The organism is Vibrio salinus, assembly GCF_021272385.1.
In the GTDB taxonomy this organism is placed as follows: Bacteria; Pseudomonadota; Gammaproteobacteria; order Enterobacterales; family Vibrionaceae; genus Vibrio; species Vibrio salinus.
Genome location: NZ_JAJSDZ010000005.1, coordinates 159,428 through 184,097, shown reverse-complemented (window position 1 = coordinate 184,097; position 24,670 = coordinate 159,428). Strand labels below are relative to the sequence as shown.

Genomic DNA, 24,670 nt, shown 5'->3' with positions numbered 1-24,670 from the left:
AATGATACAGCGTACATCTTATTTGTGAGATAGCTGCAGAAAGAATAAAAATCAGGCAATTATTTTTGCTAGAACCTTATCGGTTATTTTTCAGTTTTACCTATTTTCTTCCGCTTTTATCGTAATTCTGTAATCTAATTACAGCTGAATTCGCCATTTGGTATATACCAATATTTGACGTGAATAAATACTCACTTACTTTGTAGCGCTTGATTTTATGTATCAGTAAAATTGATAGTGAAAATAATATGGTTTGGCGTTGGTTCGTTTTAAATAAGAAAATGAAGAGAAAAGGTGAGATGTTTTCAGAGAAATTTTCGCTTAATAGAGACGTCTCGGTTATACTGTCGACCGTTTTGATTTCTAGAAAATAATTATGCGTCAATATTTAGCAATAACGTCGAGAGGACTGGAAAATCTCCTCGCGGATGAATTAAAAGAACTGGGTGTCGAGGACCCAAAACCCGTTCAGGCCGGAGTTAAATTTAAAGCCGATCAGGAACTCATATACCGTTGCTGTCTTTGGAGTCGGATCGCGTCTCGTTTTATACAGATTTTGTCAGAATTCACTTGTAATGATGATATGGACTTGTACCTGAGTGCTAATTCCATTGCCTGGCCTAACGTATTTCATTCTTCAAGACGTTTTGTGGTGGACTTTAATGGGACCAACCGTTCAATAAGAAACAGCCAGTATGGCGCAATGAAGGTCAAAGACGCCGTTGTTGATCATTTTGTGAAAAAGAACCTGCCTCGTCCAACGATCGATAAGGATCGTGCTGATCTTCGTCTTCATGTTCGTCTTCATAAAGATCAGGCCATTCTGGGTGTGGATATGGTGGGTGGTAGTTTGCATATTCGCGGATATCGGCGTGAATCCGGCGGAGCACCATTGCGTGAAACGCTGGCGGCTGCACTGATACGACGTTCCGGTTGGACGCCGGATAAGCCATTACTTGATCCTATGTGTGGTTCCGGGACCTTACTTATCGAAGCTTGCCTGATAGCGGCAAATATTGCCCCGGGCAGTATGCGTCACAAGTGGGGCTTCGAATCACTGATTGATTTTAATGCTGATGTTTGGAATACCGTCAAAGCGGAAGCCTCAGTAACGGGAAAACGAGGGCTAAAACAGGCGTCGACGCCGTTTTTCGCGTTGGATATCGATCGAAAATTGATAGAGATAGCAAAAGCGAATGCCAGACGCGCCGGTGTTGATTCTTTAATTGAATTTAAAATAGGCGATGCTGCAAAGTTACAGTGTCCCGAAAATTTTGCGGACGGTTTTATTCTTTCGAATCCCCCATACGGAGAGCGGCTAGGAACTGAACCAAGCCTGATTGCGCTGTATTCCGCATTCGGAGCCCAACTAAAGCAATTTTTCCCAGGATGTCAGGCGGCACTGTTATCCAGCAATGATGAGTTGCTGAGTTGTTTGCGGATGCGTGCCGGGAAACACTATAAAATAGCTAACGGATCGCTACAGTGTCACTTTAAAATTTATGATATTGCAGTCCGGGAAGAGGCTGAAAATGCGAATGCTTCTGGCAGGGAACAACAATCAACTTTGGTTGCCCCCGATTTTTCCAATCGCCTGAAGAAAAACTTTACCAAGCTGGCAAAATGGGCAGGTAAAGAAGGACTGGATTGTTTCCGTGTTTATGATGCCGATCTGCCGGAATATAATGCAGCCATTGATATTTATGGTGAGTTTGTCGTCGTACAGGAGTATGCAGCGCCGAAAAGTATCGCACCGGAAAAAGCGAAGCGCCGTCTGACGGATATGCTTCGTGCGATCATGAATACTCTGGATGTGGAATCCAACAATGTTATTCTGAAGGTTCGGGAAAGACAGAAAGGCAAATCTCAGTATCAGGCTCTGTCAAAACAGTCCGAGCAGTTTGTGGTTCAGGAATATGGGGCCAGCTTTATTGTCAATCTGCAGGATTATCTGGATACCGGGCTGTTTTTAGATCATCGGCTAACACGCCGCATGCTTGGTCAGATGGCCGCGGATAAACGCTTTTTAAATTTATTTGCGTACACCGGATCTGCCAGCGTTCATGCCGCTAATGGTGGTGCAGCTTCAACGACGACGGTGGACATGTCCAAAACTTACCTAGACTGGGCCAGACAGAATATGTCCTTGAATGGGCATGAAGGGGTCCGGCATCAGTTTATCCAGGCAGATTGTTTGCAATGGCTTGAAAAAGCGACGGATCAGTATGATCTTATTTTCATTGATCCGCCGACATTTTCGAATTCGAAACGAATGTCCGCCACATTTGATGTACAAAGAGATCACCTACAGTTATTGTCGCATTTGGAAAGAATTTTGAGCCCGGATGGCACTATTGTGTTTTCAAACAATAAACGTCACTTTAAAATGGATATTCAGGGAATTGAACAGTTGGGTCTTAATGCTGAAAATATTTCGTCTAAAACACTTCCTGTTGATTTTTCTCGAAATAAGCAGATTCATAACTGCTGGTTAGTGACCCGAAATAAATAAGAAACAAGAATCTGAACAAAGGGCCCGGTAACAGGCCCTTTGTTATGTGTAGACATAATGGTTATTTGTATATGGCTTTAATTAATATTCACAATGGGATGCTGGCTTTTGGCGATCATCCATTGCTCGACAATGCCGACTTTGCATTAGAAGAAAATGAACGGGTGTGCTTGGTTGGTCGTAATGGTGCAGGTAAATCAACGCTGATGAAGGTACTGGCCGGCGATGTTCTGCTGGACGACGGAAAAGTGGTGGTGGCGCAGGATGTGACAGTGTCCCGTTTAGAACAAGATCCACCACGAAATGAGTCGGGCACGGTATTTGATTATGTTGCCGAAGGGCTGGCCGAGTCGGGGGCGTTACTGAAACAGTATCAGGAGCAGTTAGTTAAAGTCGAGACGGATCCGACGGAATCCAATATCAATAAGCTAGCAAAAATTCAGGAACAACTGGAATATGCTGGCGCATGGCGGTTTGAAGATCGAATCACGAATGTTCTTACCTCACTGAGTCTGAATGGATCAACACCGCTGACAGAACTCTCTGGCGGGTGGCAAAGAAAAGCGGCATTGGCTCGGGCATTAGTCTGTGACCCTGACGTATTGCTGTTGGATGAGCCGACTAACCATCTGGATGTCACCACCATCGAATGGCTGGAATCGTTTCTTAAGGATTTCAAAGGGTCCATCATTTTTATTTCTCATGACAGAGCCTTTATTGAATCCATGGCAACGCGCATTGTTGATCTGGACAGAGGGGCTTTGTCTTCGTTTCCAGGTGATTACGACGGGTACCTGCTTGGGAAAGACGAGCTTTTGCGGGTAGAAGAGCTTCAAAATGCGGAATTTGATAAAAAATTGGCCCAGGAAGAAGTGTGGATTCGTCAGGGAATTAAAGCCAGACGCACAAGAAATGAAGGCCGGGTCAGAGCGCTTAAAAAATTAAGAATGGAACGAAGCGAGCGACGTGATGTTCAGGGGAAAGTCAATATCCAAATAGATGATGCGGTTCGCTCTGGGAAAATTGTTTTTGAAGCTGAAAATATTAAATATGAGATAGAAGGCCGGTCAATTATTGATAATTTTAGTTTTACTATTCAGCGTGGTGATAAAATAGCTTTAATTGGCCCGAATGGTTGTGGTAAAAGTACACTTTTGAAGTTGATGTTGGGAGAAATCCAGCCCACAGGTGGCCATCTGCATTGTGGAACTAAGTTAGAAGTTGCGTATTTTGATCAATATCGGGAAATTCTTGATCCTGAGAAATCCGTGATCGATAACTTAGCCGATGGTAAACAGGAAGTCATGGTTCAGGGCCGCCAGAGGCATGCTTTGAGTTATCTGCAGGATTTTCTTTTTGCGCCAAAACGAGCCAGAACACCGGTGAAAGCTTTGTCTGGTGGGGAGAAAAATCGGTTATTGCTGGCAAGGATTTTCCTCAAACCGAACAACTTATTAGTTTTGGATGAACCAACCAATGATTTAGATATTGAAACATTGGAACTTTTAGAAGATTTGCTTGCCAATTATCAGGGAACATTACTTTTAGTGAGTCATGATCGTCAGTTTGTGGATAACACGGTGATGTCGAGCTGGATTTTTGAAGGTAATGGAAAAATTGAAGAATTCGTCGGTGGTTATCACGACGCTCAGCAACAACGTAAACAGGTACAAGCCAGCCGCTTTAACGATGAGAAAAAGCTGAAATCAGAACAAAAACAAGCTGATAAGCCAAAATCTCAGCCGAAAAAGCCCGGTAAAAAGCTTTCGTATAAGTTACAGCGTGAACTTGAAGCGTTACCGGAAAAGTTAGAGCAGTTAGAGGCCCGGGTGGACGAGTTGCAGGCCGTTGTAAATGAAGCCACTTTTTTTACGCAGAGTGTCGACATTACTCAGCCGGTTTTAGATGATCTTGCTAATACAGAGGCAGAACTTGAAGCTGCTTTTGAGCGTTGGGAAGAGTTAGAAGCTTTAGGACAGTGAATAAATAATAATGAAAAATCATTCAATTAAATTAACAGCGTTGACGGTAGCTATGCTTTCGTCTTTTCATGCCAGTGCGGCGCTTTATAGGATTGTTGAGGTGACTCCACCTTCTAGCCTAACGTATGGAACAGATTATAAAAGTTCGTTTGGAACAGCAATTGAGCCTGCAGATGGCTCTGAGGACTGTTTTGATTCAGGAACTGCATGTTATGACGGTTCAGACTATGCCTATATATTATCCGGAGAAACCCGCTATCAGAAAACAATGGCAGGCCAACCAGTGGACGGTTCCAGTTTTAAGGAAGAAGTACCATTTGGTTTATACAACTATAAAGATGATGTTTATTTAAGTTCTGAGTCTGATTTTTCTGATTATTGCTCAGATGAACTTGGATATTCGACTTGTGATAGCTGGGCTACAGTTTTTTGGAATGAACGAAACCGTGAGCTTACTGGAACGACAGTCACTGCTTACCCGTTTATGCAAAGCTCTGGTATTTCTGACGACACAACGACAGAAATGAGTTCATCGTTGTCACTAAGTATGACGACAAGTAGTTTATTTAACAGTGTCGTGACTGGCTCAACTGATTCGGAATCCTATGGTTTCAGGTTGTCATTCAGTAATACTGACAGGCGCGATTCAGTTATTCCTAATCCATCAACAAGCAGCACAACTACTTATCCTAAAGTAAGAGCATTTAAAACAAAAACATACAGTTCAACAGACTATACCGTTGGAAGTGTTTCGACTGATTTTAATACAAGTGATAATAATTACACCAGTAAAGCGGCTATTTGGGAAACTGGGGCTGCTCCTACGGAGTTACCTTGGAAAAACTCGACAAATACCAGTGGTGATGATTATCTGGCTGAAGGAAGTATCCGGGATTTTGTTGTAAATGGTTCAACGATTTATGCTGTGGGATACAACAGCTACTTAAACAATAGATACTATATGACGGCGACTGTATTTACCGCGCCGTTATCTACTTATACGAGTGCTACCTGGTCACAATATTTAGTGAAGAATGCTGAAGTGACATCTGGAGACAGCAATTACTCCAACACCCGGTTAACAGGTATCAATGATAACTTAGTTGCTATTGGTGAGTCTAAACTGGACAATGATCATGCCTCTGGTGGTGCTTATTCCAATAAACTTTTTGTTATTCCAGATGTATCTACTGTAAGTTCCGGTGAAGTTACCGGAGCGACTTATTTTTCTGATGGTACGGGAAATATTGGTTTTACAGGGGCTGGAGGTCATGCTAATGCCATCAATAATAAAAATGAAATAGTCGGTCAGATTGATACGGAAACATCCAGAGAAGTAAAAGGTAAGCCGCGTCGTAAACGAGGTTTTATTTATCCATATTATGATGGTTCTAATGATTACGATAGAGCTATTTTTAGCAATGCTGCATGGATACTGGATGATCTGACTAATGGTGGAACATATAGTTCGGCCAATAATGCTTATCGTATTCTAAGTGCTAATGATATTAATGATGCCGGTGTGATTGCGGCGACAGCGATTAAGTGTCCTGGTGGTTATAGCGCAACAACAAATGATTCATCTTGTAGTGGCACAGAGAAAACAGTGGCTGTCCAGCTTATTCCTATAGCGGGTGCAACCAGTAGTGATATCAGTGCCCGTGGCTATGAAACAACGAGTGTTGAGCGCAAAGGTGGTTCATTTGGATTTTTGGGACTTGCGGGTTTATTTGGTTTTCTGATGTATCGTCGTAAAAAGTGATTTTTTGTCAATAATAGGGGCATGTCACATATCATGATATGCCTAAAATTCCTCCTTGAGTCTGACCGTTTTATGAGCGATTCTTAATGATGTGGTCATAAAAATTCCACACAACTGTCATAGTTGAAATGAATCACATAAAAATGTATGAGGACTTAATTATGAAGAGACAAAAGCGTGATCGCCTGGAAAGGGCTCAGTCTCAGGGATATAAAGCGGGTTTGAATGGACGTTCGAGCGACGCTTGTCCGTATCAACAGATGGATGCTAGGTCTTATTGGATGGGGGGCTGGCGAGATGCCAGAGAAGACAAACATCAAGGTCTTTACAAATAGCTGACGTAATTTTCTACATGCATCAATAAAAATTCAAACAAAAAACTGGCCCCGTTGTATCGGGGCTTTTAAATGCACCGCTAACGCACTATAACTAAATGGTTTGGTAAAAATAATAACGGCAAAATTTACCGTTATTTTTATACTTTCTCAGTTCTTAAAAAGCAGAAGTATCCTGGAAAAGGCCAACTTTAAGATCTTTCGCTACGTAGATTTCTTTACCATCAACTAGAACGTGTCCGTCAGCTAATCCCATAACTAATTTACGGTTAACAACACGCTTCATGTGAATTTCATAAGTCACTTTTTTGGCAGTTGGTAGAATCTGACCAGTAAACTTAACTTCACCCACACCAAGAGCACGACCTTTGCCTTTTCCGCCAACCCAGCCGAGGAAGAAACCAACAAGTTGCCACATCGCATCCAGGCCAAGACAACCAGGCATTACAGGGTCACCAGGGAAATGGCAATCAAAGAACCATAGATCTGGAGTAATATCCAATTCAGCTAAAATTAAACCTTTGCCAAAATCGCCTTCATCTTCTGACATTTTAACAACACGGTCCATCATCAGCATATTAGGCGCTGGTAATTGAGGATATCCCGGACCAAATAATTCACCACGGCTTGATGCCAGAAGGTCGTCACGATTATAAGATTCACGTTTATTTTGCATTATTAATTAACTCCAGTTTATGTTAGCGAGCATGTTAGTGAACACGTGTACGCTAAACAAGTCCGATCAGTGACAAAAATATGTTTTTATTTTTTGCCAGACTGAATTATGTTCTGATATACCATCGAGTTTCTCGATTTTTTTTATAATTTCTTCGACAATACTGAGTTCTTTTGAATTTTCCTGAGATTTGAAAGATCGTTTCAGGATAATAGGTACCGCTTCATCAACATTGGTTACCGGCCATAGATGAAATTCTTTATTTTTTATACTGTTTACAACGTCAGCATGAAGAGACAAATTGATTAGATTTGTTTTGGGTAAAATTACACCTTGCGAGCCGGTAAATCCTTGATGCTTGCATACCCGATAGAAACCTTCAATTTTTTCATTCAGTCCTCCGACTGCCTGAACCCGGCCAAATTGGTCTACGGCTCCGGTCACGGCAATCTGTTGGTCAATGCCGATTTCGGATAAAGCACTTAGCAAGGAGCACACTTCTGCTAGTGATGCACTGTCTCCATCCACTTCGCTATAGGATTGCTCAAAGACAATGGATGCAGAGTAGGGCAATGGGGAATCTAATTTCAGTGCACTGCTTACAAATGCCTGCATGATCATCATGCCTTTCGCGTGCAGGCTGCCGCCTAAATCCGCTTTGCGTTCCACATCACTGATATCTCCGTCTCCAAAATGAACAACACAAGATATTCTGGCCGGTTCACCATAAGAAATAGGGTGGCCAGCCACGTCAATAACCGTTAGGCCATTAACCTGACCAATTTGAGTGCCTTGAGTCTCAATGAGAACTTGTCCTTCAAGAATGTCACTGGCGGCACGTTCAGGAAGATAGCTTTCACGAAAATATTTTCTATCAATGGCATTTTGTATCTGTTGCTCATCGATACAATCATCATTACTGAGTATGCTGGCCTCTTCAAGAATGGAGCGAATCCAGATTAAAGATGTCGGAACATAATGCTGATCTTCAGTAAAGCGAACGCCATGCGTCAGGAGTCGTTTTATGGCGTCAGAGGTGAGTTCGGGTAATTGATACTCTTTAGTTAACCATTTGATATATGAAAGATAATTTTCTATTGACTCACTATTCAAAAAATACTCTGATTCAATTTCACTGTATACTGACAGACCGTCCCTTAATTCGGAATCAATATACTCCAGATTTGCTAGTTGCTCTCTGTCACCAAGCATCACCAGTTTTACATTGTATTGCTTTGACCACTGTGCGTGTATTGGTGAGCGTGGATCACAATTTCTACCGCTAATCGGGTAGCCAAGAACAGCCGCTTTTAAGTCCGGCCAATCTTTAGCATTGGCTAAAATCCAGTTTACGGAGATAACAAGGTAGCCTCCGTTTGCATGGTCCAGCAATCCGGGCATCTCGTTGATGATATACCCTTTTTCGGCCTGAAGAATAGGGAACATTTCAGTAGCAGACAGTGTCTCACTGGTTATAACCGGAGTGTCTTCGTTGTCGATGGTCTGAATGATTTTTTTGGCAAGTAATTCACGGTAAACCGGATTATCGGAGCTATTAATTAAAAGAATACCAGGTAAGTTTTTTAATTTGATTAATGAATCGATAGCAGCAGACAGTCTTGGTTGACATGAAAAAAAGTCAGATTTAGTTATCTTGCTGTATTGACTCAATATTTGATCATATTGATCAAATTGTGGTGTTACCTGTTGCCAGATTTCTTTGAACATTGGTTTCTTACTGAAATGATTTTGTCATGAATTATATAGAAAAACATGAAAGGGTCATAGGTGAGTTTCCATATTACGACAATCATCTATTTTTAATAGATAAAATTTGAATAAATACTCATTTGGGGTTACGCTGTCACCCATGCAATTGTACATAAATGAAGCAGTAAGCAGATGAAATATCAACAACTTGAAAATTTAGAATGCGGCTGGAAATGGCAGTATCTTATAAATCGCTGGAAAGACGGTACCGAAATTACCCGATATATTGATCAGAGTGAGAAAGATATAGCGATATCCGAGCTAAAAGAGATAGAGCATGAACCGACCAAAGTGCTGACATGGATAGAGCAGCATATGGCTGATAATTTGGATAATAAGCTGAAACAAGCTATTCGGGCAAAAAGAAAACGTCACTTTAATGCGGAGCAAGTTCACACAAGAAAGAAATCAATTGATTTAGACTACAGAGTATGGGAAAAGCTTTCCGTTCGTGCGAATGAACTGGGATGTACATTATCGGAAGCTATTGAGTATTTGCTTTCCGAGGCGGCGAAAAGTGAAAAAGCGAGCCAGACAATGTCTTCACTGAAAGAAGATTTAAGTCGTCTCTTGTCTGAATAAAATTGTTGAGAGCAAAAAATGACTACTGTTTTATTTATTGCGGTTGTAGCAATCATATTTTGGTTAACGGTTGTTGATCGACCGATTTTAAAAGTTCACATAACCAAGGGGCACATAGATAAGGTAAAAGGACATATAACACCAAGTTTTCAGCACAACCTTCAGGAAATCATCTCTAAAACACCATTTGATGGCCAGATAAAAGCATACCGGCAGCGAACCGGCATCAAAATCATATTTTCATCCAGTGTTCCTAAAAACGTCAGACAACGGATAAGAAATGTTTTTCCTTTTTCGTCATATAATGCGAATTTAAGTCGTAAGAGACAAAATAGCTAGCTGCGTTATTTATAAACATTCCACATTTTCTGTCCGGGCGGTTATGCTGTTTAAATATGGATAACTCTCTGTAATTATACGCTTACCACTTTCTCGGTCAAAAAGGTGTGCTCTTGGACTGTCGAGACAGATATTTAGCATGTCTCCAATTTTTGCATGAATACGCTGTTTAGATACTACGGTAATATCTTGATTTCCCAGTTGAGTGATAACGTGGGTTTCTGAGCCGGTAGGTTCAAGAACTTGTATGCGGGTTGGCGTTATATTGTTACCATTAAGTGATATATCCTCAGGGCGAATACCGTATAGAATTTCGCTTCCGATCGGTAGGCTGACTTTTAAAGGAATCTCGATTTTATTTGCAATACAGATACTGTTTTTATTAACCACTCCGGGTAAGATATTCATCGCGGGACTACCCATAAAGGTAGCAACAAAAAGGTTGGAGGGGTGATCATACAGTTCTAAGGGCGTTCCGATCTGTTCGACTCGACCAGAGTTAAGAACTACAATTTTATCAGCCATGGTCATTGCTTCGATTTGATCGTGAGTTACATATACAATAGTTGTTTTTAGACGCTGATGCAGTGCTTTGATTTCACTTCGCATTTTAACCCGTAATTTCGCATCTAGATTTGACAGCGGTTCATCGAATAGAAATACCTTGGGATTACGAACAATTGCCCTTCCCATCGCAACCCTCTGTCGCTGACCACCCGACAACTCAGCTGGTTTTCGGTCGAGCAGGTGATCCAAAGATAATATCTCTGCTGCTTTTTGTACTTCTGTTGCAATTTCTTCCGAAGGGCGTTTGGCTAGTTTGAGGGCAAATCCCATATTTTGAGCAACAGTCATTTGTGGGTATAGTGCGTAGTTCTGAAAAACCATAGCAATATCGCGATCTTTTGGTTCCAACTCATTGACCCGATTGCCGGCAATTTTGATTTCACCATCAGAGATGGTTTCCAGTCCTGCGATCATGCGTAGTAGTGTCGATTTGCCGCATCCTGACGGTCCTACCAGAATAACAAATTCGCCGTCATTAATTGGGACATCAACACCGTGCATTACTTCTGTGGTGTTACCGTAAACTTTTTTTACTGCAGATATTTCTACTGATGCCATGTGGAACCTCCTTAGTTCTCTTTATTGACAGGACGAATTCTGAGGGCCATGTAGGGTTTACCAGGCATTTTTACGGCAAAAGCCGCTTCGGCTTTGCCGCCACGGGTAATCTTACCGTGGCGAATGGGATGCGGTACAAAAGAGGCTATTTTCTGTGCTGGTGTTATGGTCATTTCCCAGGTATCAATCAAATCAACGTCATAGTTGTCATTGTCAATTGGTAAACCAGTCATCCACTGCGTTGGCTGGTGCTCGCCAAAATAGATAAAGCGAACTTTTTCATCAAGGTCTATAGCGCCAGAGATCCTGTCCCATGGGAACGTGAATTCCGGGTTGATTGGTTTTAATCCCTGAATTCCTTCTTGTTTGAGAAGGTTATGTAAGAATCCAATCCGTGGCCAACTATCACCATGTAACTTGCCCCCTTTCGCCCACCAGATCTGATCGTCAGGATCGGTATAAGTTTCACCGTGTCCTCCGTATCCTCCGCGTAAAACTGTGATCCAAAAACGGTGCACGTGTTCCTGCCCTGTTATATTGCCCCAACATGGCCAGATATTACCCTCATATTCCATTTCATCATTGATGACGGGTTTACCGTACAGGTTAAGCCATTCCTGCGTACGTTTGACATCCCAGTTCTGAATGCACACATGACTGATCCATGGTTTACGGTGATCAAAATTCATACTTTGTTCACCATTATGGATCGAGCGTAAGTGCTGATTTGGGTCATTTTCTTCGAGAAGATGACAAAATTGATCCCAAGTTCGCATAGGTATGGTATCTAGCATAAAGTCATACTCATTAGCCAGTGCCCACCAGACGTTATGAAATGCCGAAAAACGAGCTGCTACATAGGTGACGTAGGCAAGGTTCTGTTCTTCTGTCATTGTGGCATAGCCCCAACGATCATAAGGATGAAATAGAATCAAATCAGCTTGGATACCTAGTTCTCCGAGTCGTATAATCTGTTTTTCCAGGTGGCGGAAAGCCTCTGAATTTGGCCGGTTAAAATCCATGCTACCATCTGTCTTTGGCATAAACATCGGGAAAAGAGCTTCATTGGTATTAAACGGATAGTCTTTGGGGAAAATAGACATACGGATTTTATTGAAGTCAGTTTTTGCCAATGTTTCCAGAGTTTGTTCTTGGATTTCTTCTGGTTGGTGAGCCCAGGCATAACAGGTGGTACCGAAAGGATAGTAGGGGGTTCCGTCATCGTGTGCAAAATGAAAACGTTGATTCACTCTTACCGGACCATGAATACCATCACGAGCGTTTATTACGTCAAATTCTCCCTGATGACCATCCAGTTGATTGTTATTAGACATAGTGATATAGGACCATTGACCAATAGAGGGAGCCATAAAGCGGATCACATACTCGTCGGCACCATCGTAAAATCCGGTTATGCGGCGGGTTTGGTTGCCCAGTCTAAATATTGCGTGAAGCGTCACATCTCTATAGGGATTACCTGATTGAGGTCCCTGTAAACGCAGTTCGAATACGTCGTAGCAGTGAATAGTTGTCATGATGAATTATTCCTTTACCGCTCCAGAGGTCATTCCGGAGACAAAATAGCGTTGAAACATGAGAAATACGATGATGGCAGGTAGTACTGTCATAATAATTGCGGCGTTGAGCTGTCCGTAGTCACTTTGGAATTGTCCCTGAAAATTCATTAGTCCTAGTGGTAAGGTCCACATTTTCGGGTCTTGAAGAATTACCAATCCCATCGCAAATTCGTTCCAGGTTGCGACAAAATCGATAATCAGCAGAGCAGAAAGAACCGGAACAGAAGTAGGGAGAAAGATGCGCCAAAAGATAGTGAAATGCGATGCTCCGTCAATTCTTGCTGCTTCCGATAATTCTTTCGGAATAGCAGAAAAGAAACCGTACAGAATGAAAACCTGATAAGGAACTCCAAATGCCAGATAGGGGAGAATAATACCAGGATAGGTATTGATTAGACCGAACGCATTAACCTGCTGGAAGATCGGAGCCAGCATGACCTGAAAAGGTAGCATAGTTCCGAAGAGGATTAACAAATAGAAAAATTTTTCGAATTTCATATGGATACGAGATAGAGCATAGGCTGCCATGGCAGAAATAAATAGTCCCAGAGGTACTTTAATGATAGTAATCAGGGCGCTATTAAAAGCGGTTGTGGCAAAGTTTCCCCGTTCCCATGCATTGGTGAAATTACTAATTTCCAGTGGGTAGGGTAATGAGAAAGCACTTGAACCCATGACAATGCTGTTCGATTTCAGTGAAGTGAAGACAATGAATACAAAAGGGGCGATCCAGACTATGGCGAAAACAACAAGGAACAGCCAGAGAATGATCAGTAATGGATCTGCTTTAGCAGAGCCAATAGGGCGAAAAGCCTGTTGAAGTGTGTTAATCATTATTTTACCTCCCTGGAGTTTTTTGCCATCCACTTCATGTAGGGAACAATGATAGCAATGGTAAAAATCAGCAAAATTACAGAGATCGCGGCACCCCGTCCAAAGTTACCTAATTGCATTGATTGCGTATAAGCCCACATTGCGAGCATTTGAGTTGACTGAGCCGGGCCTCCTCCTGTCATGCCGTATACGATATCGAAAGCCCGTAATGAATTGATCAGCGATAATATAAAGACGATGGTTATAGATGGTTTCAGTGCCGGAAGTGTCACATAGCGGAATAGGGCCCAGCGTCCGGCTCCGTCAATCCGTCCTGCTTCCAGTAGGGTTTTTGAGACATTTTGCAGTCCGGCAAGGAACAATACCATCGAAAAGCCTATTTGTTCCCATGAATAAGCTGTGAACACTGACCAAAGTGCAATGTTTTGGTCACCAAGCCAGTCGACGATCCAGTTTTGTCGTCCTAAGTTTGTTAGTATTTGGTTAAATAGACCAAAAAAAGGGTCATACATCCATTTCCAAATAGTGGCAACAGCGATGGGAGCAATAATATACGGTAGATAATATAACGCTCGTATGACTGACCGGCCCGGAATAAGCTGATTAAGCCCTAAAGCCAGGACGAAGCTAAACAGGTTGGGGATCGTTACGGCAAAGAGTGTCCACCAGATGGTATTAAAAAATGCAGTCCAGAATACAGGATCTGAGCTGAATATCGCCCGGTAATTTTCTAGTCCAACGAATGTACTATGTGCTTCAAGACCGTCCCAGGATGAAAATGACATATGTACGACATCGACCATCGGATAGACTGCAAACAAAAGGTACGCGATCATGGCTGGGGCTATCATAAGATAGCCCTGTTTTGACGGGCTTAAAGAGAGTTTAAGTTTGGACATAATCTTTCCAGCCTTGTTAGTTATAAACGTGTTGTCACTGGATCTCGTTGATGAATTTCTGCATTTCTTCAGCTGCAGATTTAGGCGTTAGGTTTTTTGCTGCAACCTGATTGATCACTCTCCAGTACTCCGTGGTGACATCTAAAGGAAGAGCCTGATCACCATTGAGATACATCTGCTGATATTGCTCAAAGGTGGCCATCCATTTTTTCGTAAGTGGCCCTGGATTGTTGTATTTAACATGACGGTTAACCGAGGTTGTATTGAAAATCCCAAGGTTTTCCTGCTGTACTTTGGTGGATATTAAGTAGTTGAGGAACTTTGCTGCCGCATCCTGGTGTTTGCTCTTAGATGAAATATAGAAATACTCCGCAAAACCGTAGAGCCGGTTCGTATCGGTTGGAAATAGAAATGTATCAAAATTCTTTTCACGTTTAGTACTATTTAACTGTCCGACCAGCCAGTCACCTTCTAACATCATGGCTGCACGGTTTGCAAGAAACAGATTGAAGCTTTGGGCTTGATCAATACCCATAAAGGGGGAAAGAATGTAATTTTGTGCCCAGTCAGACAGCTCTGCAAAACTTTGGGTGACACATGGTGTTGCTGCCCAGCTTATTTTCAGATTAGTTAGTGAGTCGTGTGTTTTAGCTCCACATTGGGTTTCTAAAATGACATCCATTAGTCGCATTAAGTGCCAGTTTACAGAGCCACCAAAGGTGAACGCGGGAATACCAGCTTGCTTGAGTTTTTCAGCATCAGCTTTTAATTCAGTATAAGTGCTAGGTGGGGTGGTAATACCTGCTTTTTTAAATAAGGCTTTATTAAAATAAAGTCCTTCAGCATGGAACGTGTAAGGAATCCCATATCTGTGATTTTTATAGATCTTAGAAAAGGCGGTTGCTGCACTTAATAGCTCTTGATCCCAGTGGTATTGCTCGTAATATTTGTCCATTGGCAGTGCAAGTCCTGCGTGGATAAACTCCCCTCCGAGCCCTGGACCAGCCCACATGAAATAGATGTCCGGTCCCTGTGAGGATTTAGCCGCAATCCTCAATGCCGCTTTATGCTGGTCTATAGAACGGCTTTCAAGAGAGATAGTAGTCCCTGGGTTTTCTGCTTCGTAATCTTTAATCAGTTTTTTCCACGCAACATTGATGTCATTGTTGTCGAATGTCAGTGTCCATATCTTTAATGTAGCCGAATTTGCAGTGGTAGTGACACTGCTAAGAAGGATTAGCAGCGACCACATAGTAGCCTTTAGCATATGTTCCCATTTCATAGTCGTCTCCAAACATTTTTAGGTAGCTTGTGTCCCAACGAGTTGGCATAAATGACTTATTTTTTGGTTATATCTATGAATATATATTCGATAATAACTTTTTATTCAAAATACTCGTAATAAGCTTGATGCTCTACTTAGTTGTTCACCAAATGTGATTAATTTCGCATCGTATTTTCGAGTTTACTATATAGATCACATTTTATTAACAAACTGCTTATTAATAGAACCACATTTATTTGTTGAATAAAATCAAAGACAGATTCAGAAAAATTAAGTCTTTAGAGAGATGCATAACTGTATATTTCGTATATGTAATATTATTAAACTATTTAAGTTGATTATATGTAAAAACAAAGTAATCAAAAATATTATATAATGCCTATATTCAAATAATAAATTTAGAAAATATGTGCTCTTAATCTCCATATGAGGATATGACATGAAGTTTAAGCAAAAAGTAGTTGCTGCATCATCCTTAATTCTGGTTTTGTCACTTTCGAGCCTTTCTTTTCATCAACTTGGTGTGACGGAGGAGAATATTGAATCATTTGTCAACAAAACTATCAAAGAATCAGTCAGTAGCGTGAACAAAATGGTTCATAACGAACTATCAGCCAAAGAGAGTATGGCTAAAATGTTCGCCGAAACTATCAGTTTGAACCCACTGAACAAAGATTACGTTTATGCAGTTGCCAGTCAGCCTGAACTAAAATCGAAGTTTATCGGAAGCGGAATCGGCTATCAAAGAGATGGAAGTATTGTCAAAAACGGAACGAACAAACTGCCAAAAGGGTATGATCCCCGTAAGCGTCCTTGGTATAAGCAAGCCGTTCAGGAAAAAAAACTCATTGTAACTAAGCCGTTTGCTAGTGCCGCAACCAAAGAGATGATCATTTCAATTGCAGTGCCCATCTACCAATCCGGGCAACTTGTCGGAAGTACTTTCTTTAATCTGAGCCTGTCAGACTTATCAACACTCGTCAATTCAGTCAATTTATTTGATGCGGGCCATCTATTTCTTGTGAGTAATACAGGGATCACAATTACCTATCCAGATAAGGCTTATGTAGGTAGACCGTTAACAGATTTTCTGCCAAACGTCCAACTAAAAGCTGGCATGCAGAATTTTGAATTAGATGGTAAAAATTTTCTCATTAATTTCACCAGACTTCCAGGAAAAGATTGGTATGTCGGTGCAATTGTTAATAAAGACATTGCCTTCAAGGCTCTGACAAAATTAAGGAATGATGCCGTTATTTATACCTTACTGGGTGTCATCGTAAGCATTATTATTTTAACCATTCTAATGAACTATCTGATGAGGCCACTGAGCACATTGAACATTGCCATTCAGGATATTGCATCTGGAAGAGGTGACTTAACTCGGCGCCTGAATACAAATTTAGATCAGGAGTTTTCGGAGCTTTCATTTGGATTTAATCAATTTACCAGCACACTACAGCAGCAGATTCAACAATCTAAAGCCATTAGCCAGGATATTCTGAGCGGTATTACTAATATTGTGAAAAGTACGGATCAATCATCAGATGATATGCACTCTCAAATGCAGGAAGTTGACCAATTAGCTACCGCAATGAATGAAATGGCCGCTACTGCTTCTGATGTTTCCAATAATGCCCAGGGAGCGGCAAGTGCTGCCAAAGAAGCTGATGAGGCTTCGGTTGAAGGAACTGAGGTTGTCACATATACGACCACTTCAATTTATGAATTATCTGAACGTATTAGTGACGCCGTCGAGAAAGTAAGAATCCTCGAAAACGCATCAAACAATATTGAAACCATTTTGAAAGTTATCAATGATATTGCTGACCAAACTAACTTGTTGGCCTTGAATGCTGCTATTGAAGCGGCAAGGGCGGGTGATTCTGGTCGCGGCTTTGCTGTTGTCGCTGATGAAGTCAGGACATTAGCTCAACGTACTCAGAAATCGACCACCGAAATCAGAACCATGATCGAACAGCTTCAGTCAGGTACCGCTTCTGTTTCCCGTTCAATGGAAGAAAGTATGAACAAAGCTACTGAATCAGTTGAGCAATCTCAAGTAGCACAGACTGCGTTGGGGAAAATCCGGACCAGTATTCAACACATTAACGACATGAATGTACAGATTGCATCTGCCGCAGAAGAACAAAGTTTGGTTGCTGAAGAGATTAACGCCAATATGCTCAAAATCAAAGAGATTAGTGAAAACGTGCTTAAATCAGCTGATGATGTGAAAGTCGCGACACAATCTCAGGCTGACAAGACCAATAAACAGGAGGAAATTCTCGGTCAATTCATTGTCTGAGAGATGCCTAAACAATAGGCCGGAGTTCAACTGGACATTACTAAATGGTTCTAACACCATTAGTACGTATTATCTATCTTATGTTAAATGGAATGTTTGATGTGAATTGTGTCTGTTCCTTATCTGTTACCTACTATCTCGTATATGGCACTCATTAAACATAACCATATTTACCATAAAATAGCTAATAATCATCTGTATAATCATAGATTTACGTTCAGATTATTAGCTCTGCTTTTCCAGGAAATGAGATATGATTGCGCCCAGTTTCTTTTTCCTTGTTGGTTTCATTATGACATCATCAAAACCCGAAGATAAATATTTAACTTTTTCATTTGTGATGCTGTGTGCTGTCAGCGCAATAATTGGGGTTTTTATTTCCAGTTCCCGGATTCTTTTTGTTGTTTCGAAACCGTCCATCTTCGGCATCGATATATCCATAAGTATGAGATCAAAACACCGGCTTTCCAATATCTGTAAGGCTTCTATTCCATTGGATGCCAGTGCGACATCAAAACCAAGTTGATTTAATAACAACTTAATTACCATCTGATTCGTTTTCGTATCCTCTACAACCAGGATGGTCGATGTGTTCTCTGTAATTTTATTGTTTTCTGAAAGACTGTTGTTTGTTTTTTCAGCCAACATTTCTTTTTTGCATTTTTTGCTGACTAAAGGAATTGAAACTTCGAACTCAGTCCCGACTCCTGGATTAGAGTTAATACTGATTTTTCCGTACATCAAATCAATGAGTTTTTTTGTAATTGTTAATCCTAACCCAGTTCCGCCAAACTGGCGTCTTTTCCCATTTTCAACCTGATAAAACGGATTAAATAGATTTGAGATTCTGGTTTTACTAATTCCGATGCCGGTATCTTTAACTTTGACCAGCAATTGATCTGAAGATGAATAGACGCAGAGCGTGACGGATCCATTCTCAGTAAATTTAACTGCATTGCCAACCAGATTAGAAATTATCTGAACAATTCTGACAGGATCAACATAGTGCATATAATCGTTTTGAATATTGACTCTTTGTTTAAATGTCAGCCCTTTTGTTTCAGCCAATGTCCGGTAATATTCGAAAGCTGAGGACAGCTTGCTGTTTAAACAAACCCATTCGCAATGCAGCTGAAACTGACCAGATTCTATTTTGCTTAAATCAAGAATATCACTGATGATGGTATGAAGAAGTTCAGCAGAACCTTCCATTTTTTCCAGTAAAACGCTTTGCTCAGAGTTTGTATTCTCTCTCATCACATCAATGATACCGAGAACTGCGCTTAAGGGGGTACGGATCTCGTGGCTCATCATGGCAAGAAACTCAGATTTAGTATGATTCGCTTTTTCAGCTGTTATTCTTGCTTCCTGTAATTCTTTCGTTCTTAGTTCAACCAGATTTTGCAATTCTTCTTTTAATTCAATATCGATGATTGCTCTTTCTAATAATGGTCTGAAACGTGAAAGAGTTTGTTTGTTCTGAACACTGAATTTTCCAGATGTGTTTCCGATTAATAATAAAACTAAATCATTTACCTGCCCTTTTATCCCGGTTATTAATGCTGATTTTATGGTGCATTTCAGGGTTTGATGAATTAGTGTAAATTCCGGTAATGAAGATGGGTCGTACAGAAGAATGCTTTCGCCGGATAGTACTCTTTTGAATTTGTCTCCATGAGTCCAGGTTTTATCTTCAAAGGTAGAATTAGAGCTGAGGAATGTTTTGTAAAAATCACTGCTTTTAGGCTTTGAAATGACAAGGAATTCATCAAACGGAATGTATTTAGCAATAACTTTGTTGAGTTCATCAAAAATCTGGTATTTGTTTTCTGCTGTACTTAATGACGACAAAGTCGCCAGGATAACCCGGTTTTCTTCTGCTAACCGTGCTTCTCGCTCCTTGCTTTGTTTTAACTCCAGCAAGGTTTCTGTTAATGCTTCAACATCATCTACATGCATAATACTTACTCGGACTCATAGAAAATAACTGTTGAAATCATAAGATTTCCATGAGCATTTTGACCCCCGGTGAATCGTCCTTGCTCTCCATATGTAAAAGGGCAAATAAAAGGTTGATTGTGTAATTGTTCACATATTCGTTCCTGAACTTTGTGAATGTCATCTCCCAATCTAAGCATTGCACCTGCACATATGATCAGTATAGCGCCTAAAGGTACAGATTCCGCATAATTTTTAGCATTTGCTTCTTTTATTACTCTTGATGCCCGGTTAACAAGTTGTTCCTTATGCCCCGTCATTAATGTTATTTCTTCGCCTTCTTCGACGTTGGCGAAAACCGCCATCGGCCCTTCACTATCCAAGCTCAGAGGATGAGTCAACTTATAATATGGCTGCTCGTAAAGTTTGCCAACAACTCTACCTAACGGAAAACTAGTGATGTATTCAAGTGAAATGTTATCTTCAAGTTTTATATTGGAATGATCACTGATCCACTCCAAATAAATGCTATTTGCCGGTTCTCCATCAATTTCGTAAATAACTCTTCCATCTGATTTTGTTATGGTGCCGACAAACTCCGTTGGTGAGTATCCGGCACTGAATCCTGATGAGACAGATTTGGAGGGAAAAAGTAAAGAGAGTGCTATCCCGCTTTTTGAAAACGCTTTATCAGAAATGACAGCCCAGCTTTTATTGAGGGTACTGTCTGCGGAACTACCTCCAATGATGGGAACTAATGTGCCAAAAAAACTGTCCATTCTTCGAATAATTTGCTCTTCATTTCCAGGAGTTGAATGCAAAATAATAAGGCTTGGGACCTCTCCTACTCTGTTCGCTGTTTTCAAGGCTTGCTTTATTGCTGATTCTGTTGCGAGTTCTATATCATTTGAGAAATGGTTTAAGTCAGAAAATCCCGTGCCATAAGCACTAATGCCATCGTCGTAAATTCCCAGTAAAGCAATGGCTGGTTCTTCGAAATATCCTTTTTCCGTCATAACACCTTTACAGGATGTGCATCCTATAAATGGTATGTCAGGTAACGATTCAGATAGTGCTTCGTATAAATCCTCTGCATGGTAGTTATCAGTGAAGTAAATAACGTACGTTGATAACGATTTATTATGAGTAGCAATATCACGAGTTAGCTCTTTGACTGCTTTCTTTGCGTTGTTTGCTTGAGAAGTTATTGAAATCAGATTCATAGGTTTTTGTACAAATCAAATAGTTAATTTGATTTGTACAGTATAGATTCATTTATGGTGCTTATTGTAAATCATAAGCATACCATTAACCATCTTTTGGCAAATGAATGATTAAAGACGACTTATCACTTTTGAAAACTATGGTGTTTTTTACAGGTTTTTTGTTAACAAATGTCATTTCGTATTTTAGTGATGATATTTTTTCAAATGCGGGGTCGATCACGAAAGATACGCTATTCTGAGGAGATTCTCTGGAAATAGAAATTGTGAATGTATTGTTTTGTGATGAGATGTGAATTTTTTCTCCCTCAAAGCTGGTAGCACAATTATCACGATTTTTACATTTAAAATGATGAACGTCGGGAGTGGTTAGTGTCCGCCAGATAAATGCAGTAATCAGGACAATAAATAGAATGATTATGTGAATAAATCTTGATAAAGTTAATTTTTCAGCTGGCATAGTTTTCTCTTGCTGTTTAGTTCAAATTTTTATAAAAAAAGTGAAACATTCAACGTTATTTTGAGATAGTCTACGCGCTTTTATCGCGCCGTACCTTAATTAAATGAAATTGAGGTGGTAGTTCTATTTAATTGATTGAATTAGATACAGCAGTATTTTATCTCTTTGATCTTTATATTGATTTTTTCTCTATGCATAAGTATTAAGGAATGGTAAAATATTGATGTATATCAATATAGTGAAAGGTTATTATGATTTCTGATAAGCCAGCCGGGAAACGTGTTCAATCAGGTGGATGTGCAATCCATTGCCAGGATTGCAGTATTAGCCAGTTGTGTATTCCTTTTACCCTCAATGAGTCAGAATTAGATCAATTAGACCAAATCATTGAAAGGAAGAAACCAATACAGAAAGGTCAGGAGCTGTTTAAAGCAGGCGATGAACTTCGTTCTTTGTATGCGATTCGCTCTGGTACAATCAAAAGTTATACAATAACTGAACAAGGTGATGAACAAATTACGGCTTTTCATTTGGCAGGAGACCTTGTTGGGTTTGATGCTATAAATGGTGAATTACACCCAAGTTTTGCTCAGGCTCTCGAAACATCTATGGTTTGTGAGATCCCATATGAAATTCTTGATGATTTATCCGGAAAAATGCCAAAACTGCGTCAGCAAATTATGCGCTTAATGAGTAATGAAATTAAGGGCGATCAGGAAATGATACTGTTGCTTTCTAAGAAAAATGCAGAAGAAAGACTGGCGGCCTTCCTTTATAATCTTTCTACTCGCTTTTCACAGCGTGGTTTCAGTCCGAGAGAGTTCCGTCTAACCATGACTCGCGGTGATATTGGTAACTATCTTGGATTAACCGTTGAAACTATCAGCCGTTTATTGGGTCGCTTCCAAAAATCAGAAATTTTAAGCGTTAAAGGTAAGTATATTACTATTCTTGACCATCACGCTTTAATGGGGCTGGCTGGCGTAACTCAATAATTTCTAAAATAATTTATGAAGTAGACTTTTTATGTTCTACTTCATAATTTTCATATCATTTTTAATTCTTATCTCATTTTCTTCATCAATATAAGCTACAGTTGTAGGTGTCCCCTCTGGAAAAACGGGAGTTCAGAATGAGCATATACAATAGTATTCTTGTTGTCGCAGATATTAACCGGGATGAGCAGCCAGCTCTTGCCAGAGCCATGCAATTGGCTGCAAAAAGCAAAAGTAAAAGCCATGTCACTTTGTTTATGTCTATCTATGATTTTTCATATGATATGACGTCTATGCTTTCTTCTGAAGAACGCGAGTCAATGAGAAAAGGTGTCATTTATCAGAGAACACTCTGGCTGGAGAAAATTTCTCAACCTTACCTGTTTAGTGCTGTTGATTTCGACATTAAAGTTGTTTGGCATCATCGCCCTTATGAAGCAATTATTTCTGAAGTGTTTAAGGGGAATTATGATATTTTGGTCAAAGCGACCAGAAAGCATGATAGTTTAGAGTCTGCAATCTTTACTCCGACAGACTGGCATTTACTGCGTAAGTGCCCGTCTCCGGTTTTATTGGTGAAAAATGCTACCTGGCCTGAAGGCAGTAATATGATCGCATCTGTTCATGTCGGCTCTGAAGAACCCTCTCATCACCAATTAAATAACAGAATGGTTGAGCAATTACAGGAACTATGCCGTAGGTTTGATGCTACCCCTTATCTGGTTAGTGCTTCGCCATATACCCCTGCTAATATCGCTGTAGAAGTTCCGGAATTTGATGCGCTTTCTTATGCTGAAGCGGTTCGGGGCCATTATTTGTCACAGATGAAAATTTTGCGTCAGAATTATGGTATTGACAGTGAAAATACTATCGTTGATGAGGGATTGCCTGAAGATGTGATCCCGGCTACAGCAGAAAAACTGGAAGCATCATTAGTGATTTTAGGAACAACCGGAAGAACCGGACTATCGGCTGTGTTCATTGGTAATACCGCGGAGAGTGTGTTGGATAAACTTACTTGTGATGTTCTTGCTATCAAGCCGGAAGGATATGTTAGTCCTTTAGATCCCAATAAGCCTGAGTAAAATCAAAACCTTTCGGAACTCGTGTTTTCAGCGATCTTTCCGGAAGGTTTTTGCACTACTCTATCTGACGCTATATTACGTTAGTAACATCGATAAACTGGGATTCATCAATGTTGGTTGATGCTACGGTTGCTTCACTGAACGAATACTTTTCTCTTTGTCCGTTTCTGTCTAGAGGTAGATTAATAAAATCAAAGATTTCCTTGTCGGCTAACTGGCTTGGGCTCACATTTTGTAGCGATTTAAATATAGCTTCAATTCTTCCCGGAGTTTTTTTATCCCATTCGATAAGCATAGATTTAATAGCCTGACGTTGTAAGTTTTCCTGTGAACCACAAAGATTACACGGAATAATTGGAAATTCTTTATGGTCAGCATAGCGGATCAGATCTTTTTCCCGGCAGTATGCCAGTGGTCTGATGACGACATTTCGTTTGTCATCGGAGCGCAATTTCGGTGGCATGGCTTTCATTCTTGAGCCGTGAAACATATTCAGGAACAGCGTTTCGACAATATCATCCATATGGTGACCAAGCGCTATTTTGGTCGCGCCAATTTTTTCTGCGAAGGAATAAAGAGTGCCCCGCCGAAGTCTTGAGCATAAACCGCACGTTGTTTTTCCCTCTTCTATTTTATCCTTAACGATAGAATAGGTGTCTTTATCTACAACGTAATAAGGGACACCAATACTCTCGAAGTATTCTGGAAGGATGTGTTCAGGAAATCCCGGTTGTTTCTGATCCAGGTTGACGGCGACCAGATCAAAATGAATCGGAGCGGCTTTTTGCAGATTGAGCAAAATATCAAGCATGGCAAATGAATCTTTCCCACCACTAATACAGACCATAACAAGATCGTCTTGTTCAATCATGTTGTAATCAATAATTGCATTCCCCATATTACGGCGGAGACGCTTTTGCAGTTTGTTGTATTCCAAAGTTTCTTTTCGGGTATCTTTTAGATTCATTACTACTTCTCATGCT

Annotated in this window: 20 protein-coding genes; 9 read left to right on the top strand and 11 right to left on the bottom strand. The window is 40.6% G+C overall.

Annotated elements, in window-relative coordinates; translation table 11 throughout:
• Positions 1-376 precede the first annotated feature (376 nt).
• From rlmKL to rmf, 4 genes are all read left to right on the top strand, one after another.
• Positions 377-2,512: a bifunctional 23S rRNA (guanine(2069)-N(7))-methyltransferase RlmK/23S rRNA (guanine(2445)-N(2))-methyltransferase RlmL gene (gene rlmKL, locus LRQ06_RS00985; protein WP_232764577.1), complete on the top strand. Its 2,136-nt coding sequence runs from the start codon at positions 377-379 to the stop codon at positions 2,510-2,512.
• A 71-nt stretch (positions 2,513-2,583) separates the two neighbouring features.
• The gene (locus LRQ06_RS00980) at positions 2,584-4,494 is read left to right on the top strand and encodes an ABC transporter ATP-binding protein (protein ID WP_232764576.1); all 1,911 of its coding nucleotides are present in this window, start codon (positions 2,584-2,586) and stop codon (positions 4,492-4,494) included.
• 10 nt (positions 4,495-4,504) lie between these two features.
• The gene (locus LRQ06_RS00975) at positions 4,505-6,256 is read left to right on the top strand and encodes a DUF3466 family protein (RefSeq protein ID WP_232764575.1); all 1,752 of its coding nucleotides are present in this window, start codon (positions 4,505-4,507) and stop codon (positions 6,254-6,256) included.
• A gap of 161 nt (positions 6,257-6,417) precedes the next feature.
• Positions 6,418-6,591, top strand: coding sequence for a ribosome modulation factor (rmf, locus tag LRQ06_RS00970; RefSeq protein ID WP_232764574.1), 174 nt, complete (start codon positions 6,418-6,420; stop codon positions 6,589-6,591).
• 157 nt (positions 6,592-6,748) lie between these two features.
• Here the strand turns inward: rmf and fabA are convergent, their stop codons facing one another.
• Both fabA and LRQ06_RS00960 read right to left on the bottom strand, forming a co-directional pair.
• Positions 6,749-7,267 (bottom strand): bifunctional 3-hydroxydecanoyl-ACP dehydratase/trans-2-decenoyl-ACP isomerase, encoded by a 519-nt coding sequence (gene fabA / locus LRQ06_RS00965; protein ID WP_232764573.1) that lies wholly within the window; start codon positions 7,265-7,267, stop codon positions 6,749-6,751.
• A 66-nt stretch (positions 7,268-7,333) separates the two neighbouring features.
• Positions 7,334-8,995, bottom strand: a complete 1,662-nt coding sequence (locus LRQ06_RS00960; RefSeq protein ID WP_232764572.1) for a S16 family serine protease — start codon at positions 8,993-8,995, stop codon at positions 7,334-7,336.
• A gap of 174 nt (positions 8,996-9,169) precedes the next feature.
• On the opposite strand from LRQ06_RS00960, the gene matP reads away from it, so the two are divergent.
• Together matP and LRQ06_RS00950 are read left to right on the top strand one after the other, a co-directional pair.
• Positions 9,170-9,619, top strand: a complete 450-nt coding sequence (gene matP / locus LRQ06_RS00955; RefSeq protein WP_232764571.1) for a macrodomain Ter protein MatP — start codon at positions 9,170-9,172, stop codon at positions 9,617-9,619.
• Between the two features lie 18 nt (positions 9,620-9,637).
• Positions 9,638-9,958 (top strand): DUF3634 family protein, encoded by a 321-nt coding sequence (locus LRQ06_RS00950; RefSeq protein WP_232764570.1) that lies wholly within the window; start codon positions 9,638-9,640, stop codon positions 9,956-9,958.
• A 9-nt stretch (positions 9,959-9,967) separates the two neighbouring features.
• Here LRQ06_RS00950 and LRQ06_RS00945 read toward each other — a convergent pair whose 3' ends face one another.
• From LRQ06_RS00945 to LRQ06_RS00925, 5 genes are read right to left on the bottom strand one after another with little or no spacing between them, the layout of a single operon-like run.
• On the bottom strand, positions 9,968-11,083 hold the full coding sequence (locus LRQ06_RS00945; RefSeq protein WP_257794070.1) for an ABC transporter ATP-binding protein: 1,116 nt from the start codon (positions 11,081-11,083) through the stop codon (positions 9,968-9,970).
• 11 nt (positions 11,084-11,094) lie between these two features.
• On the bottom strand, positions 11,095-12,618 hold the full coding sequence (locus LRQ06_RS00940; RefSeq protein WP_232764569.1) for an apiosidase-like domain-containing protein: 1,524 nt from the start codon (positions 12,616-12,618) through the stop codon (positions 11,095-11,097).
• A gap of 6 nt (positions 12,619-12,624) precedes the next feature.
• A complete protein-coding gene (locus LRQ06_RS00935; RefSeq protein ID WP_232764568.1) occupies positions 12,625-13,494 on the bottom strand; it encodes a carbohydrate ABC transporter permease in 870 nt (289 codons plus the stop codon).
• Positions 13,494-14,393, bottom strand: coding sequence for a carbohydrate ABC transporter permease (locus tag LRQ06_RS00930; RefSeq protein WP_232764567.1), 900 nt, complete (start codon positions 14,391-14,393; stop codon positions 13,494-13,496). The genes LRQ06_RS00935 and LRQ06_RS00930 overlap by 1 nt, the downstream gene beginning before the upstream one ends.
• A 34-nt stretch (positions 14,394-14,427) precedes the next feature.
• Positions 14,428-15,675 (bottom strand): ABC transporter substrate-binding protein, encoded by a 1,248-nt coding sequence (locus LRQ06_RS00925; RefSeq protein WP_232764566.1) that lies wholly within the window; start codon positions 15,673-15,675, stop codon positions 14,428-14,430.
• A 442-nt stretch (positions 15,676-16,117) separates the two neighbouring features.
• On the opposite strand from LRQ06_RS00925, the gene LRQ06_RS00920 reads away from it, so the two are divergent.
• On the top strand, positions 16,118-17,986 hold the full coding sequence (locus LRQ06_RS00920; protein WP_232764565.1) for a methyl-accepting chemotaxis protein: 1,869 nt from the start codon (positions 16,118-16,120) through the stop codon (positions 17,984-17,986).
• A 225-nt stretch (positions 17,987-18,211) separates the two neighbouring features.
• On the opposite strand, the gene LRQ06_RS00915 is transcribed toward LRQ06_RS00920, so the two are convergent.
• From LRQ06_RS00915 to LRQ06_RS00905, 3 genes are all read right to left on the bottom strand, one after another.
• The gene (locus LRQ06_RS00915) at positions 18,212-19,945 is read right to left on the bottom strand and encodes a response regulator (protein ID WP_232764564.1); all 1,734 of its coding nucleotides are present in this window, start codon (positions 19,943-19,945) and stop codon (positions 18,212-18,214) included.
• 5 nt (positions 19,946-19,950) lie between these two features.
• A complete protein-coding gene (locus tag LRQ06_RS00910) occupies positions 19,951-21,147 on the bottom strand; it encodes an FIST signal transduction protein (protein WP_232764563.1) in 1,197 nt (398 codons plus the stop codon).
• A gap of 85 nt (positions 21,148-21,232) precedes the next feature.
• A complete protein-coding gene (locus LRQ06_RS00905; protein WP_232764562.1) occupies positions 21,233-21,607 on the bottom strand; it encodes a hypothetical protein in 375 nt (124 codons plus the stop codon).
• A gap of 251 nt (positions 21,608-21,858) precedes the next feature.
• Between LRQ06_RS00905 and fnr the strand changes: the two genes are divergently transcribed.
• Positions 21,859-22,602, top strand: a complete 744-nt coding sequence (gene fnr / locus LRQ06_RS00900; RefSeq protein ID WP_232764561.1) for a fumarate/nitrate reduction transcriptional regulator Fnr — start codon at positions 21,859-21,861, stop codon at positions 22,600-22,602.
• Between the two features lie 137 nt (positions 22,603-22,739).
• A complete protein-coding gene (gene uspE, locus LRQ06_RS00895; protein ID WP_232764560.1) occupies positions 22,740-23,687 on the top strand; it encodes a universal stress protein UspE in 948 nt (315 codons plus the stop codon).
• Between the two features lie 70 nt (positions 23,688-23,757).
• Here the strand turns inward: uspE and ttcA are convergent, their stop codons facing one another.
• Complete coding sequence (gene ttcA / locus LRQ06_RS00890) at positions 23,758-24,654, bottom strand: tRNA 2-thiocytidine(32) synthetase TtcA (RefSeq protein WP_232764559.1); 897 nt, start codon at positions 24,652-24,654, stop codon at positions 23,758-23,760.
• Positions 24,655-24,670: the final 16 nt, after the last annotated feature.